Below are 15194 nucleotides of genomic sequence, written 5' to 3' on the forward strand. Positions count from 1 at the left end.
GGCACCCTCGGTGCTGGACCATGCGACACCCGGGATGGGTGCCGAACAGCTAGCTTTAAGGACTTGATATGACGCCGTCTCCCCGTTCAGGGAATTCCTCCGGCCAGGACCGGAACCAGCCCCGCGGCGGGCGGCCGAGCTCCGGAGCGCCCAGGACCGGCAGCTCTGCCGGGTCCCGTTCCGGTGCCCCCCGCTCCGGCGGTTCCAGCTTCGGTGGCTCCGGTTCCGGTGCCCCCAAGTCCGGCGGGAAGTCCGGCTTCCCCAAGACGGGCTTCAAGCCCGGCTTCAAGGCCGGCAAACCCGGCGCCAAGGGTGCCGCGCCCAAGGCAGGCCCCAAGGGCGCAAAGGCCTTCGCTGGCGAGCGTTTCGGCCGCAGCCTGGGCCCGGTGAAGAACCGCCCCACGGAGCAGCTGCGCAAGCATGTTCCCACCGGCAACGAGATCGACCTGCACAACCCCGAGGGCGTACGCCTGCAGAAGCTCATGGCCTCCGCCGGCGTGGCGTCGCGCCGCGTCTGCGAGGACATGATCCTGGAGGGCCGCGTGGAGGTTGACGGCCAGATCTGCAATGAGCTGGGCCTGCGAGTGGACCCGGAGACGGCGGAGATCACCGTGGACGGCATGCGCCTGCAGCTCAACGACAACATGGTCTACATGGTCTTCAACAAGCCCAAGGGCGTTGTCTCCACCATGACGGACCCCGAGGGCCGCCCGTGCATCAGCGACTTCCTCAAGAAGCGCCAGAGCAACGAGCGCCTGTTCCACGTGGGCCGCCTGGACGCCAACACCGAGGGTCTGCTGCTGCTGACCAACGACGGCGAACTGGCCAACCGCCTCAGCCACCCCAAGTACGAGGTCCCCAAGACCTACCTGGTCCAGGTGCGCGGCCCGATGGGCCAGGGCATCGGCGCCGAGCTCAAGGACGGCGTCGAGCTCGAGGACGGCTGGGCCCGCCTGGACTCGTTCCGCCTGGTCGACTCCACCCCGGGACACGTCCTGGCCGAGGCGGTGCTGCACTCGGGCAAGAACCGCATTGTGCGCCGCATGTTCGAAGCCGTCGGCTACCCCGTGGAGCGCCTGGTGCGCGTCAAGTTCGGCCCGATCGCCCTGAGCGACCAGCGCCAGGGCAGCGTGCGCGTGCTCGGCCGCCAGGAAGTGGGCCACCTGCTCGCCTCCGTGGGGCTCTAGGCTCCATGAATCCATCACATCTGAGCGGACCGGTGCTGGTGCTTGGCACCGGCCTGCTCGGCGCCAGCATCGGCATGGGCCTGCGCAGCCGCGGAGTGGACGTGGTGCTCTCGGACCCCTCGCCGTCGGCCCAGGCCGTGGCCGTGGACATTGGCGCCGGGCGCGCCCTTGATCCGGCCGAGGCGCTGGCGCCCGAGCTTGTGGTGGTTGCCGCACCGCCGGACGTGACGGCCGCCGTCGCCGCCGGCGCCCTGCGGAGCTACCCCGGTGCGGTTGTGGTGGACATCGCCAGCGTCAAGGTGGCGATCCTGGAGGAGCTGCGCGCACTGCTGGGGGCCGACAGCGAGCTGCTGCACCGCTATGTGGGCACCCACCCGATGGCTGGGCGCGAGCGCTCCGGTCCGGTGGCCGCCCGCGGCGAGCTCTTCTCCTCCATGCCCTGGGTGCTGTGCCCGTCGCTGGATTCCTCCCCGGCCGCGGTCAAGGCGGCGCATTCACTGGCCATCGACCTCGGCGCCGTGGTCTTCCGCTTCGACCCCCAGGAACACGACGAGGCGGTGGCCCTGGTGTCGCACCTGCCCCAGGTCATGTCCTCGCTGGTGGCCAGCCGGCTGCAGGAGACGCCCGCGCATGCGCTCTCGCTGGCCGGCAACGGGCTGCGCGATGTCACCCGCATCGCCGCCAGCGATCCCACCCTCTGGGTGCAGATCCTGGGTGCCAACGCCCAAAAGCTCGTGCAGATCATGTACGGCGTCCGGGAGGACCTGGACCGGCTGATCAACACCCTTGAGGCCCCCACCGCGCCCGGTGCGCGGCTGGACCTGGCGCAGCTGATGGCCGAGGGCAATGCGGGCCAGTCCCGCATCCCGGGCAAGCACGGCGGCCCCGCCCAGTCCTACGCCTGGCTGACCGTCCTGGTGGACGACAAGCCCGGCCAGATCGCGCAGCTGCTGACGGAGATCGGCGAAATCGGTGTCAACGTAGAAGATTTGCGGTTGGACCACTCGGCCGGCCGCGAGGTGGGAATGGTGGAGCTGTCTGTGCTGCCGTCCCGCCGCGTGGCGCTGGTGGAAGAACTGACGGACCGCGGCTGGAAGGTCATTTTGTAATGGAGAACAACATCATCGCCCTGCGCCAGGGCAAGCCCCTGGTCATTGCCATCGACGGGCCCTCCGGCTCGGGCAAGTCCAGCGTCAGCCGCAAGGTGGCCGAGCGCCTGGGCCTGTCCTACCTGGACACCGGCGCCATGTACCGTGCGCTGACCTGGCACTGCCTGGACGCCGGCATCGACCTGTCCGACGCCGTCGCCGTCGAGGCCGCCGCACGGAACCTGGAGCTGGAGCAGAACTCACGCCCCGGCACCGAGTTTGTCTGCGTCTTTGGCACGGACGTCACCGAGGCCATCCGCGAGCCGGAGATCTCCTCCGCCGTGAGCGCCGTCGCCACCACCCTGGGCGCCCGCGCCGAGCTGGTGCGCCGCCAGCGGGCCCTCATCGCCGGCGCCCACCGGCGCATCGTGGTGGAGGGCCGCGACATCACCACGGTGGTGGCCCCCGACGCCGAGGCCCGGCTCCTGCTCACCGCCAGCGAAGAAGCCCGGATGGCCCGCCGTGGCATCCAGCTCGGTGGCACCCAGTCCGCCGAGCAGCTGGCCAGCCAGGTGCTGGCCCGCGACGCCAAGGACTCCACCGTGGTGGAGTTCCACCGTGCCGCGGACGGCGTGGCCACCGTTGACTCCTCCCACCTTGACTTCGAGCAAACGGTCGAGGCTGTGCTGGCCGCGGTGCTCGATGCCGTGTCCGGCCATCCCGTCCATGTCTGAGGCCACCGCACCCGGAAACTGGCGCACCCGGTGGAGCCGCCCGCTCGGCCGGTTCCTTGACCATGCCATCTACCGGACCTCGGTGGCCGGCAAGGCCAACATCCCCACGGCGGGTCCGGTGATCTTTGCCGCCAACCACCTCAGCTACCTTGACGGACCGGTGCTGGTGGGCGCCTCGCCGCGGTACATGCATGTTCTGGTCCGCCACGACATGTTCAAGGGCTTCCTTGGCTGGGTGCTCAAGGCCTCCGGCCAGATCCCCGTTGACCGCAGCGGAGACCGCGCGGCGCTGCAAACAGCCAAGGCCGTGCTGGAGCGCGGCGGCTGCATCGGCATCCTGCCGGAGGGAACGCGGGGGAGCGGAGACGCTGCCACCATGAACAGCGGGGTGGCGTGGCTGGCACTGAACTCCGGCGCCCCCGTCGTTCCCGTGGCCATCCTGGGCACGCGCCTTCCCGGCGAACACCGCGACACCATACCCCGCCCCGGCCGCCGGTTCCACGTGGAATTCGGTCCGGCCCTGACCATCACCCGCCAGCCCGGCGTGTCTGGCCGTGTTTCAATGGACAGAGCAGCCGAGCAGATCCGCCTGCGCTTGCAGGCCCACATTGCGGCCGCATCCAGGCGCACAGGCCAGCAATTGCCTGCGGCAGACGACTTAACTAATCAGCATGAAGGAAAGCAACCATGAGCGACTCCACGTCGGCCGGACAGAACGATGAAGGTGACTTCGGCCACGATGACTACACCCCAACCGGGACGGACCAGGTTGCCGAGCACCTTGCTGCCCTGAACGACGACGATGCCGAGGTCCGCGCCGCGTCCCTGCGTGCAGGGCTTGAGGACTACGAGCTCGACGAGGAAGACGCCCGGTTGCTCTCCGGCGAGTTCGACGACGGCGAGGGCGACGGCCTGCTGCGCCTGGACCCGGTGCTGGCCATTGTGGGCCGCCCGAACGTGGGCAAATCCACGCTGGTCAACCGCATCCTGGGCCGCCGCGAGGCAGTCGTTGAGGACGTCCCCGGCGTGACCCGCGACCGCGTCACCTACGCCGCCACCTGGAATGGCCGCGCCTTCACCCTGGTGGACACCGGTGGCTGGGAGCACGATGCCCGCGGCATCCACGCCCGGGTGGCCGACCAGGCCGAAATCGCCGTCGAGATGGCCGACGCCGTCCTGCTGGTGGTTGACGCCACCGTGGGCATCACCGCCACCGACGAGGCAGTGGTGAAGATGCTGCGCCGCGCCAAGAAGCCCGTCATCCTGGTGGGCAACAAGGTGGACGATCTGGTCCAGGAAGCCGACTCCGCCACCCTGTGGGGTCTGGGCCTGGGCCAGCCGTGGCCGGTGTCGGCCGTGCACGGCCGCGGCGTGGCCGACATGCTGGACCGCGTCATGGAGGTGCTCCCGGAGTTCTCCGCCGTCGAAGGCGTCGAGCGCACCGGCGGCCCCCGCCGCGTGGCCCTGATCGGCCGCCCGAACGTGGGCAAGTCCTCGCTGCTGAACAAGCTGGCCGGCACCGAGCGTGTGGTCGTTGACCCGATGGCCGGCACCACCCGCGACCCGGTGGATGAGTTCATCGAACTCGGCGACCGCACCTGGCGTTTCGTGGACACCGCCGGCATCCGCCGCCGCCAGCACATGGCCCAGGGTGCCGACTTCTACGCCTCCCTGCGCACCCAGGCCGCCCTGGAAAAGGCCGAGGTGGCAGTGGTGCTGCTGGCCGTGGACGAGATCCTCTCCGAGCAGGATGTGCGCATCCTGCAGCTGGCCATCGAGTCCGGCCGCGCGCTGGTGCTGGCCTTCAACAAGTGGGACCTGCTGGACGACGAGCGCCGCAAGTACCTCGAGCGCGAGATCGAGCAGGACCTGGCGCATGTGGAGTGGGCACCGCGCGTGAACATCTCCGCCAAGACCGGCTGGCACAAGGACCGCCTGGTCCCCGCCCTGGACCTGGCCCTGGAGAACTGGGACCGCCGCATCCCCACCGGCCGCCTGAACGCCTTCCTGGGCGAGCTTGTCGCAGCCCACCCGCACCCCGTGCGCGGTGGCAAGCAGCCCCGCATCCTCTTCGGCACCCAGGCCTCCAGCCGCCCGCCGAAGTTTGTGCTCTTCACCACAGGCTTCCTGGACCCGGGATACCGCCGCTTCATCACCCGCCGCCTGCGCGAAACCTTCGGATTTGAGGGAACTCCGATCGAGGTCAACATGCGTGTGCGCGAGAAGCGCAGCAAAAAGAAGTAACTGATTCCGTGCCAATGGCCGTTTTGGTCATTGGCACGGAATTTTTAATGTAAGCTTTTTCAGGTGGTTCGGCCGGAAGCGGTAAACGCGGAAAGCATGAATCTTTCGGGCTGTAGCGCAGCTTGGTAGCGCACCTGACTGGGGGTCAGGGGGTCGCAGGTTCAAATCCTGTCAGCCCGACCGAACAAAGAGGGTCTTCCGCAAGGAAGGCCCTCTTTTTGGTTTAACTACCGCGCCGGTTCACGCATATCCGCACCGGCCTGCGCAACGTTTGGCGCTGGCATTCCGCAGAAGCAGCTTCTGCGGAGAGTTGCGGTACAACTCTGCGCGGAACGGTACCGGCGGCGGACTAGATGAGGGAACCGAGCCAGAGGCCCAGAGCGGCCGCCCCCACGCAGGCCACCAGCATGCCCAGGCCGCTGGCCAGGGAGGCGCCGTACCGCCGCGCCTTGAGCAGCCGGACGGTTTCGTAGCTGGCGGTGCTGAACGTCGTGTAGCCGCCCAGGAAGCCGGTGCCCGCAATGGCGGTGAGATCCCCGGAGACGAGTTTGGCGGCCGCCAGGGCGGCCAGGAAGCCCAGCAGTGCCGACCCGGTGACGTTGATGACGGTGGTCGCCCACGGGTACGCCGTCTTCCATCGGGCCCGGATCAGTCCATCGACCACAAACCGGGCCACGGCACCCAGCCCGCCAGCCACGGCGAGGGCGGCAAACACCCAGAACGTCACGGCGTGCCCCGTCCGGCCGAAGCTGTCGCCGAAACGGCAGGGTCGGAGGGCGCGGTGCCGCCGGCGCGCCGGGAACCCGCCAGGATGCCCAGCCAGGTCGCGCAGCCGCCCACCAGCACCGTGCCCAGTGCGTAGCCGGCGGCGAGCCAGGGCGAGGTGCCGGTGGCCAGCGTGGCTGTGCCCAGGGCCAGTGAACTGTAGGTGGTCAGGCCGCCGCAGAACCCGGTGCCCACCAGCAGCCGCAGCCGCCTGGCCACCGGGTCGTGCGGGCCGCTCTCGAGCAGGCGCTCGTAGAGCCAGCCGAGGACGAACGCGCCCACCAGGTTGGCGGTGGCGATGGCCAGGGGCAGGGAATCGACGGCGGGAATCAGCAAGACCAGTCCCTCGCGTGCCCCCGCGCCGGCCGCGCCGCCCAGGGCCACGAGGGCGATCGAGGACCACTGCAGGTGGCCGGGCCGGGACGATGCCGCCATCAGCCGCGGGTGCCGGGGATCAGAGGCGTGGCCTCATGGGCGTGGGCGGGCACGACGACGACGGGCCGGCTCTGCTTGTGTGCCAGCTGGGTGGCCACGGACCGGGCAAAGAAATCGTGCAGGCTGGAGCCGGGGGAGCGCTGGTGGGTGCCAACAATGATCATGGCCGCATCCACGGTGTCTGCCAGGTGCCCCAGGGCCGTGGCGGCATCCCCGGCCAGCAGGACGGGGCGCCACGCCAGGCCGGTGTCCGCCAGCAGCGCCGCCAGCCGCGCCGCCAGGGCCGGGTCAAAGGATTCCTCGGCCTGGTCCTCGAAATCGGGGTCGATCGATCCCGTGGCCACCGTGCCGCTAGCGTCCTCGGAGACGGGGAAGCGGCCGGGGTTGGCGTAGGCGCAGAGCAGCTCGGCACCGAAACGGAGCGCAAACGCGGCGGCGGTGCGGAGCACATGGGCCGGCTGGCCGGGGTGGACGCCGACAACCACGGGCTGCGGCCGTCCGTGTGGCGTCTTCTCGGTCATGCCGCGAGCCTATCGCCGGGGTTGCCGGGGGGCAACACGGTCCACAGCCGTGGGTATTGTTCCGTCGCGGGCGGCCTCAGGGCTGTTTGCCCCGTTCGGCGTTGCGGGCGGCCTTGGTGGCGGCTTTCTCCGCTTCGCGGGTCTGCTGTGCGGCCGCCTTGTAGGCCGCCTCGGCGGCCTTGCGCTGCGCCTTCTCGGCGACCTTGTAGGCGCGGATCCGCTGGCCCCGGCGGCGCCACAGCGGGACGGCCAGGATGGCGCCGACGCCCGCCAGCACGCCCACCACCATGAACCACACGCTCCAGCTGCTGAACCAGGTGGCCTCGACGCTGAGGATGCGCTGGGCATCGTGGGCCGCATTGTTGGTGCCGTTGAGGATCCCGAGGGTGAGCAGATTGGGCACCGCCAGCAGCACCGCGACCACCAGGATGGAGATCCGCAGCCACCGCTTCATCCCCTTGTAGCGCGCCTGCCAGCCCATCACGACCGGCAGGAAGGCAAAGACAAAACCGTAGAAGATGCCCAGTCCGATGGCCGAGCCGGCGTTGCTTTGGACCTGGGTGCCGATGGTGTGCGCCCACATGACGGGCAGGGCGATGGAGGCGATGAGGTAGGCAAGTACCAGCGCCACCACGACGGCGGCGATGCCGATGCCGCGGTTCAGCCACGCCGGCCGGTGGCCCGGTCCACGGGGCGCGGCCGGAACCGGCGCATCGCTGCTGCTGGGTACAGGGGTGCCTGGGTTCTCGGTCATGGCATCATCATGGCAGAGCCCGTGGGGCGATGCACCACGCCACGGCCCCCAATTTTGCCCGGTTCTGCAAGGGGAGAGCGCTACAACGCCTATACTTTTTTGCGGCGGCTTGCCACCAATGGGTTGCAGCCGGAAGACTGGGGACCACCGGCCGGCTCCGGCCGAACGGCCCGACGGATTCCGTGCCGCTGTTTGACACGTACTTCCCTGCAGTTCACCTCCGTGAACCCACGAAAGGCTTTAGCGATGAGCAACATCCCCGCAGATCTCTCCTACACCGCCGAACACGAGTGGGTCACCGCGCCCGACGCCGACAACCTGGTCCGCGTGGGCATCACCGACTTTGCCCAGGATGCCCTGGGCGACGTGGTCTACGTCCAGATGCCCGAGGCCGGCAGCGCCGTGGCCGCCAACGACGTCGTCGGCGAGGTGGAGTCCACCAAGAGCGTCAGCGACATCTACGCTCCGCTGACCGGCGATGTGGTCCGCCGCAACGAGGCCCTGGACGCCGATCCGGCCCTGATCAACTCCGATCCGTACGGCGCGGGCTGGCTGGTTGAAATCAAGCTGGCCGACGCCGGCACGTTCTCTTCGCTGCTCAGCGCCGCAGAGTACGAAGAAAAGGTAGGCTAGTCGAAACGGCCCCGCCGGACACGTGTTCGACGGGGCCGCACGACAAATTTATTGGCACATTATCTTCAGGAGGAGCACCAATGGTTGAGCACGGGAACGACGCCGGAGTGAACGGTCAGGCGGAATTCCAGGACCAGCCGGGAGCCTCCGAGACCACCTCCATCCAGCTGCCGCCGATCACCATCGAGCCGTCGGCGGAGCCAAAGCTGGGTTCCGAGGAGCGCAGCGCCGTGGCGTCGCTGCCCGCCGGTTCCGCGCTGCTGATTGCGCACACCGGCCCCAACCTGGGCGCGCGCTTCCTGCTGGACGCCGACATCACCACGGCCGGGCGCCACCCAGAGGCCGATGTCTTCCTGGACGACGTGACGGTTTCGCGCCGCCACGTGGAGTTCCGGCGCGTGGCCGATGGCTTTGAGGTGGTCGATTCCGGCAGCCTCAACGGCACCTACGTCAATGGCGACCGCGTGGATTCGGTCCGTCTGCGCACGGGCAATGAGGTGCAGATCGGCAAGTTCCGGCTCACGTACTACTACAGCCCCGCCGCCCGCACCGCGCCGAACCACTGAGGGCCGCGATGGCGAGCATGAACAATGGCGCCCGAAGCCACATGGTGGATGCACGGTCCGGCGCGCGTGCGGGCACCCCGCAGATCTTCAACATCGGCGAGGTGCTGGCCCAGCTCAACGCCGATTTTCCGGCCATCACCGCCTCGAAGATCCGCTTTTACGAGGAAAAGGGGCTGATCACCCCGCAGCGCACGCCCGCCGGCTACCGCCAGTTCAGCGACGCCGACGTCGAACGGCTGCGTTTTGTGCTCGGGCTCCAGCGCGACCACTACCTGCCGTTGAAGGTGATCCGGGACTATCTGGACGCCATCGACCGGGGCGAGACACCGCAGAACCTGCCGCCGGGTGTATCGATTGCACCCCGGATGGTCTCGGACGCCCTGGCGCTGGAATTGAAGGGCCGCAGCCGCCGGTTGACGGGGGAGCAGCTGCGCGCCGAGTCCGGGGCCAGCGCCGGGCTGCTGGAGTCGATGCTCAGCTATGGCCTGCTCGAAGAGCACGATGGCTTTTTCGACGACAACGCCCTGCGCGTGGCCAAGGCCTGCACCGCGCTGGACGCACATGGTCTTCAGCCGCGCCACCTGCGCCCGTTCCAGTCCGCCGCCGAGCGTGAGTTCGGGCTCGTGGAACGGGCCGTCGCGCCGCTGTCCTCGCGCCGCGACGGAGCCTCCCAGGCCCGCGCCGCCGAGGCCGCCCGTGAAATTGCCGAGCTCTGCCTGGGCCTGCACAGCGCCCTGGTGCACGGGCACATTGCACGGATGGACCGCTGATGCGCAGCAACAGTTCCGGCACGGCGGAACCGGTTGGGAGGCAGCCATGATTGAGCTGGAAATCGTCGGCGTCCGCGTCGAAATGCCCTCCAACCAGCCGTTGGTGTTGTTGAAGGAGGTCCTCGGCGGACGGCATCTGCCGATCTGGATCGGCACGGCCGAGGCCACGGCTATCGCGCTGGCCCAGCAGGGCGTGGTGCCCCCGCGCCCGCTGACCCATGACCTGCTGTGCAACATCGTTGCGGCCTTGGGCCGGGTGATTGTGCGGGTGAACATCACTGCCGTCGAGGACGGGGTGTTCTACGCCCAGGTGGTGTTCGACGACGGCACGGTGGTGGGCTCGCGCGCCTCCGACGCCCTGGCCATCGCGCTGCGCGCCGAGTGCGGGATTTGGTGCGCCGAGGACGTGATGGACGACGCCGGTGTGCAGGTCACCGAACACGACGAGGCGGAACCGGACGTCATCAATTCCCCGGAGGCCGAGGAGCGCGAGCTGCGCCGGTTCCGGGAGTTCCTCAATGACGTCGAACCCGAAGACTTCGACAAATAGCAGGGCCCGCGGCCGGAGCCGATGAAACGCCATCAAATGGTCTAATTCGATGGGCCAACATTCAAGCGGCACCTGAAAGTTTCGACACGGTCCAAGTTTTTCCCGGACGTCTTTGACCTTGGCCTGACGCGGCCCTAACGTCGAAGTAACACTAGTTCCCATTGCGCGCGGGGGCTTCTGCGCTCACACTTGAAGACAAGTTACACCGTTGGCTTTTATTCTGTGCTGCGAAGAATCCGCCTCAGCGATTTCCATAGGGAACTGCGACAAGGAGGGAACACGTGAGTCCGAAAGGCGACGCTGGCGAGTTAAGGCACGCCACCGGCCCGGGGGCTGCCGCATCCGCCGGTGCCCAGGGATTGCTGTTCACCGAGGATCTGCCCGTTCTCGACGAGGACGCGGGCTACCGCGGCCCCACTGCCTGCAAGGCGGCAGGCATCACATACCGCCAGCTGGACTACTGGGCCCGCACCGGATTGGTGGAACCCGCAGTCCGCGGCGCCGCCGGTTCCGGATCACAGCGGCTCTACGGCTTCCGCGACATCCTGGTCCTGAAGGTGGTCAAGCGCCTGCTCGACACCGGCGTATCCCTCCAGCAGATCCGCAGCGCCGTCGAGCACCTGCGCGAGCGCGGCGTGGAGGATCTGGCCCAGATCACCCTGATGAGCGATGGTGCCTCCGTCTACGAGTGCACCTCCGCGGACGAGGTCATTGACCTGGTCCAGGGCGGCCAGGGTGTCTTTGGCATCGCCGTTGGCCGCGTCTGGCGTGAAGTTGAGGGGAGCCTGGCCGCATTGCCCAGTGAGCATGTGCTTGATGCCTCCTTTCCCGACGACGAACTGAGCAAGCGCCGGGCGGTCAGGAAGATTTCCTAGAAGGATTTCCCCAGGATGGGGTTTCCCAAATCCATGCAGCACCAATGCAAGAGCGGCCCCGTCCTGATGGACGGGGCCGCTCTTGCATTGGGCTCGGGGATCCGGCCGGCGCTAGGCGCGGTTGCGGCTGCGCGTCGGGCGCTGTTTGAGCACGCGCGAGAGCAACTGGTCGAACAGCGCCGAGGCGTTCTTGGCCGATTCGCCGGGCCACTGGTGGATCGGGTGCGCGGCGCCCTGGATCTGCTGCCAGTTGGCCTGCTCGGGGATGGTGGGGGAGAGCAGCAGGTCCCCGAACATCCCCGCCATCTCGGCCAGCCGGTAGGTGTGCTCGTTGGAGCCGGTGCGCACCCGGTTGGCCACAATGCCGGCCGGGCTGAGGCTGGGGGCAAATTCCGAGCGGAAGAGCTCGATGGCGCGCAGCGTGCGCTGCGTGCCGGCGACGGAGAAGAGGCCCGGTTCTGCCACCAGGAGCACGCGGTTGCTGGCCGTCCAGGCCATGCGCGTGAGTCCGTTGAGCGAGGGCGGGCAGTCGATGAGGACCAGCTGGTACGGACTGCCGCCGTTCTTGTCCGAGTTGGCCAGCACGGTGGAGAGCCGGCGCAGGTCGCGGCGGCCCAGGTCCGGGCGGTCGTAGATGCCGGCAAAGGCGGAGCCGATGGCGACGTCGAGGAGCGGTTCGCCGGCGCCGTCGTGCGGGGCATTGGCCACCCAGCCGCTGGGCAGCACATTGGCCGCCAGATCGGCGCGCCGGGCGTTCTTCATCATCTGGCCGATGTCGGCCTGGCCGGAGGCGCGCACGCCCAGGCCGGTGGTGGCGTCGGCATGCGGGTCAAGGTCGATCACCAGCGTCGGGATGCCGGCGGCCAAGGCCGCCGAGGCGAGTCCAAGCGTGACGGACGTCTTGCCGACGCCCCCTTTGAGACTGCTGATGCTCACTACTTGCACGGGCTGAACCAATACCTATCGTTGCGTACTCGTTGAACGTTGCTGCGGGCGTGTGTTGGCGGCCATGGTGGCACCTACAATAGCTGTGGAACGTTCGCGACTTGGAGACCCCATTGACTAGCATCCCAAACACCCCAGACATTTCGGCCAACAGCCCCCTGCCCAACAGCTTTGTGTCGGCACCTTTCAGTGACCGGCACATTGGGGTATCGACCCAACCCCACCTTCATCATATGTTGAGCACCTTGGGATTTGGTTCTTTGGAGGAGCTTACGACGGCGGCGTTGCCCTCAAGCATCCTTTCCACCGAGGCCCTGCAGCTGCCCGCTGCCGCGTCCGAGGAGGCCATGCTGGCCGAGCTGAAGGCCATGGCCGGCAAGAACACTGTCAACAAGTCCCTGATCGGCCAGGGCTACTACGGCACCTTCACCCCCGGGGTCATCCAGCGCAACGTGCTCGAGAGCCCGGCCTGGTACACCGCCTACACGCCGTACCAGCCCGAAATTTCCCAGGGTCGCCTAGAGGCCCTGCTGAACTTCCAGACCGTCGTGTCGGATTTGACCGGCATGGTCACCGCCAACGCCTCCATGCTGGACGAGGGCACGGCCGCCGCCGAGGCCATGACGTTGATGCGCCGCTCCAACCGCTCCGCGGCCGCCGATGCCGCGTTCGTAGTGGACGCCGATGTCTTCCCGCAAACCCTGGCCGTCATCACCACGCGTGCGGAGGCCATGGGGATTCCGGTCCACGTGCACAACTTCGACGACGGCCTGCCGGACGTTGACTACTACGCCATCCTGCTGCAGTACCCCGGGGACTCCGGCCAGATCCGCGACATCGCCCCCATCATCGAGGACGCGCACGCCCGCAAGGCCCTGGTGGGCGTCGCCGCCGACCTGCTGGCCCTGACCCTGCTGGAGGCACCGGGCACCCTGGGCGCCGACGTGGCCGTGGGCAGCTCCCAGCGCTTCGGCGTGCCGATGGGCTACGGCGGACCGCACGCCGGCTACATGGCCGTGCGCCAGGGCCTGGAGCGGGCCCTGCCCGGCCGCCTGGTGGGCGTGTCCAAGGACGCCGACGGCAACCTGGCCTACCGCCTGGCCCTGCAGACCCGCGAGCAGCACATCCGCCGCGAGAAGGCCACCTCCAACATCTGCACCGCCCAGGTGCTGCTGGCCGTCATGGCCGGCATGTACGCCGTCTACCACGGCCCCGCCGGGCTGGTGGCGATTGCCACCCGCGTGCACGCCATGGCCACCGCCGTGTCCGAAGCGGCCACCGCCGCCGGCCACACCGTGGTGCACGACAGCTTCTTTGACACGGTCAAGATCCGCGTCGCCTCCGTCAGCGGCCATGCCGCAGCGGAGATCGTGGCGGCCGCCCACCGGGCCGGCTACCTGCTGCGCCTGGTGGACCACGACCACATCCAGATCGCCGTGGACGAGACCACCACCGAGGCCGACATCGCCGCCGTCGCCCGCCTGCTCGGCGCCAACGGGGCCCCGGCCCTGGCCCAGGGTGCTCCCGCCCCGGCCCGGAGCACCGATTTCATGGCCAATGCCGTCTTCCACGCGCACAACTCCGAGACCCAGATGCTGCGCTACCTGCGCCGGCTCTCGGACGCCGATTACGCGTTGGACCGTGGCATGATCCCGCTGGGCTCGTGCACCATGAAGCTGAACGCCACGGCGGAAATGGCCGCCGTGACCTGGCCCGAATTCTCCAACCTGCACCCCTTCGCCCCGGCGTCGGACACCGTGGGCATCGTGGAGATGGCCACCCAGCTGGAGGGCTGGCTGGCGGAGATCACCGGCTACGACGCCGTCTCGGTCCAGCCCAACGCCGGCTCGCAGGGCGAGCTGGCCGGCCTGCTGGCCATCCGCGCCTACCACCGCGAGAACGGCGCCCCGGAACGCAACATCGTGCTGATCCCCACCTCCGCACACGGCACCAACGCGGCCTCCGCCGTGATGACCGGCCTGAAGGTGGTCCCGGTCGCCACGGACGGCTTCGGCAACGTGGACATCGACGACCTCAAGCGCCAGCTCACGCTGCACGCCGACGATCTGGCCGCCATCATGGTGACCTACCCGTCCACGCACGGTGTGTTCGAAACCGAGATCACCACCATCTGCGCCATGATCCACGACGCCGGTGGCCAGGTATACGTGGACGGCGCCAACCTCAATGCCCTGGTGGGCCTGGCCCAGCCGGGCAAGTTCGGTGCCGACGTGTCGCACCTGAACCTGCACAAGACCTTCTGCATCCCGCACGGCGGCGGCGGACCCGGCGTCGGACCGGTGGCAGTGCGCGCCCACCTGGCCCCGCACCTGCCGGCCCGCGAGCTGGGCGCCGGGAGCAGCGTCGGCCTGGTCTCGGCCGCACCCTACGGTTCGGCGTCGATCCTGCCGATCTCCTGGGCCTACATCCGCATGATGGGTCCGGAGGGGCTGCGCCGCGCCACCCAGACGGCCATCCTGTCCGCCAACTACATTGCCCGCCGCCTGGGCGAGCACTACCCGGTGCTCTACACCGGCGCCAATGACCTGGTGGCCCACGAGTGCATCCTGGACCTGCGCGGCATCAGCGCGGACTCGGGCGTGTCGGTGGACGACGTCGCCAAGCGCCTGATCGATTACGGCTTCCACGCGCCCACCATGTCCTTCCCCGTGGCGGGCACCCTGATGGTGGAGCCCACCGAGTCCGAGGACCTGGGCGAGGTGGACAGGTTCATCGACGCGATGATCGCCATCCGCAAGGAAATCGCCGCTGTCCAGGACGGCCTGTGGCCGCTGGCGGACAACCCGTTGGCCAACGCCCCGCACACGGCCGCCACGCTGGTGCAGGAATGGAACCACCCGTACAGCCGCGAGGAGGCCGTCTTCCCGGCCGGCGTGGACCCGCGGGCCAAGTACTGGCCGCCGGTGCGCCGGATCGACCAGGCGTACGGGGACCGCAACCTGGTGTGTTCCTGCCCGTCCATTGAAGAGCTTGCCGAGGTGTTCTGATCCACCGAGCCGGGGAGCCGGTGCCGGGTGCACCGGCTCCCCGGCCGTTTTGGGCGCCAATGTTACGCCTTGGCACAGTGAATCACTTCACACCATTTGGTGGGGCGGGTCCGGCTCCT

At 68.7% G+C, this 15194-nt stretch carries 16 protein-coding genes and 1 tRNA gene; 12 read left to right on the plus strand and 5 right to left on the minus strand.

Features of this window, described 5'->3' with window-relative positions:
* Positions 1–68: 68 nt before the first annotated feature.
* The 6 genes from ACQCSX_RS00210 to ACQCSX_RS00235 all read left to right on the plus strand — a co-directional run bounded on the left by ACQCSX_RS00210 (position 69) and on the right by ACQCSX_RS00235 (position 5433).
* Positions 69–1187: a pseudouridine synthase gene (locus tag ACQCSX_RS00210; protein WP_427017136.1), complete on the plus strand. Its 1119-nt coding sequence runs from the start codon at positions 69–71 to the stop codon at positions 1185–1187.
* A 5-nt stretch (positions 1188–1192) separates the two neighbouring features.
* A complete protein-coding gene (locus ACQCSX_RS00215; RefSeq protein ID WP_427017137.1) occupies positions 1193–2296 on the plus strand; it encodes a prephenate dehydrogenase in 1104 nt (367 codons plus the stop codon).
* Positions 2296–3009 carry a (d)CMP kinase gene (gene cmk / locus ACQCSX_RS00220; RefSeq protein ID WP_427017138.1) on the plus strand — a complete coding sequence of 238 codons (714 nt, stop codon included), beginning with the start codon at positions 2296–2298 and terminating at the stop codon, positions 3007–3009. Before ACQCSX_RS00215 ends, cmk begins: the two co-directional genes overlap by 1 nt.
* Positions 3002–3700, plus strand: coding sequence for a lysophospholipid acyltransferase family protein (locus tag ACQCSX_RS00225; RefSeq protein ID WP_427017139.1), 699 nt, complete (start codon positions 3002–3004; stop codon positions 3698–3700). Before cmk ends, ACQCSX_RS00225 begins: the two co-directional genes overlap by 8 nt.
* Complete coding sequence (der, locus tag ACQCSX_RS00230; RefSeq protein ID WP_427017140.1) at positions 3697–5253, plus strand: ribosome biogenesis GTPase Der; 1557 nt, start codon at positions 3697–3699, stop codon at positions 5251–5253. The genes ACQCSX_RS00225 and der overlap by 4 nt, the downstream gene beginning before the upstream one ends.
* 106 nt (positions 5254–5359) lie before the next feature.
* Positions 5360–5433, plus strand: a tRNA-Pro gene (locus ACQCSX_RS00235).
* 169 nt (positions 5434–5602) lie between these two features.
* On the opposite strand, the gene crcB is transcribed toward ACQCSX_RS00235, so the two are convergent.
* The 4 genes from crcB to ACQCSX_RS00255 form a co-directional block, all read right to left on the minus strand.
* Entirely contained in the window at positions 5603–5980 is a 378-nt protein-coding gene (crcB, locus tag ACQCSX_RS00240; RefSeq protein WP_427017141.1) for a fluoride efflux transporter CrcB, read from the minus strand.
* Entirely contained in the window at positions 5977–6453 is a 477-nt protein-coding gene (locus ACQCSX_RS00245; RefSeq protein WP_427017142.1) for a fluoride efflux transporter FluC, read from the minus strand. The genes crcB and ACQCSX_RS00245 overlap by 4 nt, the downstream gene beginning before the upstream one ends.
* Entirely contained in the window at positions 6453–6974 is a 522-nt protein-coding gene (locus ACQCSX_RS00250) for a universal stress protein (protein ID WP_427017143.1), read from the minus strand. Before ACQCSX_RS00250 ends, ACQCSX_RS00245 begins: the two co-directional genes overlap by 1 nt.
* Positions 6975–7050: 76 nt before the next feature.
* On the minus strand, positions 7051–7728 hold the full coding sequence (locus ACQCSX_RS00255) for a hypothetical protein (protein WP_427017144.1): 678 nt from the start codon (positions 7726–7728) through the stop codon (positions 7051–7053).
* A gap of 246 nt (positions 7729–7974) precedes the next feature.
* On the opposite strand from ACQCSX_RS00255, the gene gcvH reads away from it, so the two are divergent.
* The 5 genes from gcvH to ACQCSX_RS00280 all read left to right on the plus strand — a co-directional run bounded on the left by gcvH (position 7975) and on the right by ACQCSX_RS00280 (position 11122).
* Positions 7975–8361 (plus strand): glycine cleavage system protein GcvH, encoded by a 387-nt coding sequence (gene gcvH / locus ACQCSX_RS00260; protein ID WP_427017145.1) that lies wholly within the window; start codon positions 7975–7977, stop codon positions 8359–8361.
* 80 nt (positions 8362–8441) lie between these two features.
* Entirely contained in the window at positions 8442–8927 is a 486-nt protein-coding gene (locus ACQCSX_RS00265) for an FHA domain-containing protein (protein ID WP_427017146.1), read from the plus strand.
* 17 nt (positions 8928–8944) lie between these two features.
* A complete protein-coding gene (locus tag ACQCSX_RS00270) occupies positions 8945–9697 on the plus strand; it encodes a MerR family transcriptional regulator (RefSeq protein ID WP_427017147.1) in 753 nt (250 codons plus the stop codon).
* 46 nt (positions 9698–9743) lie between these two features.
* Positions 9744–10247, plus strand: coding sequence for a bifunctional nuclease family protein (locus ACQCSX_RS00275; RefSeq protein WP_427017148.1), 504 nt, complete (start codon positions 9744–9746; stop codon positions 10245–10247).
* A 281-nt stretch (positions 10248–10528) separates the two neighbouring features.
* On the plus strand, positions 10529–11122 hold the full coding sequence (locus ACQCSX_RS00280) for a MerR family transcriptional regulator (protein ID WP_427017149.1): 594 nt from the start codon (positions 10529–10531) through the stop codon (positions 11120–11122).
* Positions 11123–11233: 111 nt separating this feature from the next.
* Here the strand turns inward: ACQCSX_RS00280 and ACQCSX_RS00285 are convergent, their stop codons facing one another.
* The gene (locus ACQCSX_RS00285; RefSeq protein WP_427017150.1) at positions 11234–12067 is read right to left on the minus strand and encodes a ParA family protein; all 834 of its coding nucleotides are present in this window, start codon (positions 12065–12067) and stop codon (positions 11234–11236) included.
* A gap of 140 nt (positions 12068–12207) precedes the next feature.
* Here ACQCSX_RS00285 and gcvP point away from each other — a divergent pair, with 140 nt between their 5' ends.
* The gene (gene gcvP / locus ACQCSX_RS00290; RefSeq protein WP_427018925.1) at positions 12208–15075 is read left to right on the plus strand and encodes an aminomethyl-transferring glycine dehydrogenase; all 2868 of its coding nucleotides are present in this window, start codon (positions 12208–12210) and stop codon (positions 15073–15075) included.
* The last annotated feature ends 119 nt before the right edge of the window (positions 15076–15194 follow it).

Source organism: Pseudarthrobacter sp. P1 (assembly GCF_050156935.1).
Lineage (GTDB): Bacteria > Actinomycetota > Actinomycetes > Actinomycetales > Micrococcaceae > Specibacter.

Excerpts from the sequence above, each read along its gene's own strand:
- ACQCSX_RS00270 (WP_427017147.1), top strand. The coding sequence starts at position 8,945 with ATGAACAATGGCGCCCGAAGCCACATGGTGGATGCACGGTCCGGCGCG.
- ACQCSX_RS00265 (WP_427017146.1), top strand. The coding sequence starts at position 8,442 with ATGGTTGAGCACGGGAACGACGCCGGAGTGAACGGTCAGGCGGAATTC.
- ACQCSX_RS00225 (WP_427017139.1), top strand. The coding sequence starts at position 3,002 with ATGTCTGAGGCCACCGCACCCGGAAACTGGCGCACCCGGTGGAGCCGC.
- ACQCSX_RS00215 (WP_427017137.1), top strand. The coding sequence starts at position 1,193 with ATGAATCCATCACATCTGAGCGGACCGGTGCTGGTGCTTGGCACCGGC.
- ACQCSX_RS00245 (WP_427017142.1), bottom strand. The coding sequence starts at position 6,453 with ATGGCGGCATCGTCCCGGCCCGGCCACCTGCAGTGGTCCTCGATCGCC.
- ACQCSX_RS00275 (WP_427017148.1), top strand. The coding sequence starts at position 9,744 with ATGATTGAGCTGGAAATCGTCGGCGTCCGCGTCGAAATGCCCTCCAAC.
- der (WP_427017140.1), top strand. The coding sequence starts at position 3,697 with ATGAGCGACTCCACGTCGGCCGGACAGAACGATGAAGGTGACTTCGGC.
- ACQCSX_RS00210 (WP_427017136.1), top strand. The coding sequence starts at position 69 with ATGACGCCGTCTCCCCGTTCAGGGAATTCCTCCGGCCAGGACCGGAAC.
- ACQCSX_RS00250 (WP_427017143.1), bottom strand. The coding sequence starts at position 6,974 with ATGACCGAGAAGACGCCACACGGACGGCCGCAGCCCGTGGTTGTCGGC.
- ACQCSX_RS00255 (WP_427017144.1), bottom strand. The coding sequence starts at position 7,728 with ATGACCGAGAACCCAGGCACCCCTGTACCCAGCAGCAGCGATGCGCCG.
- cmk (WP_427017138.1), top strand. The coding sequence starts at position 2,296 with ATGGAGAACAACATCATCGCCCTGCGCCAGGGCAAGCCCCTGGTCATT.
- gcvH (WP_427017145.1), top strand. The coding sequence starts at position 7,975 with ATGAGCAACATCCCCGCAGATCTCTCCTACACCGCCGAACACGAGTGG.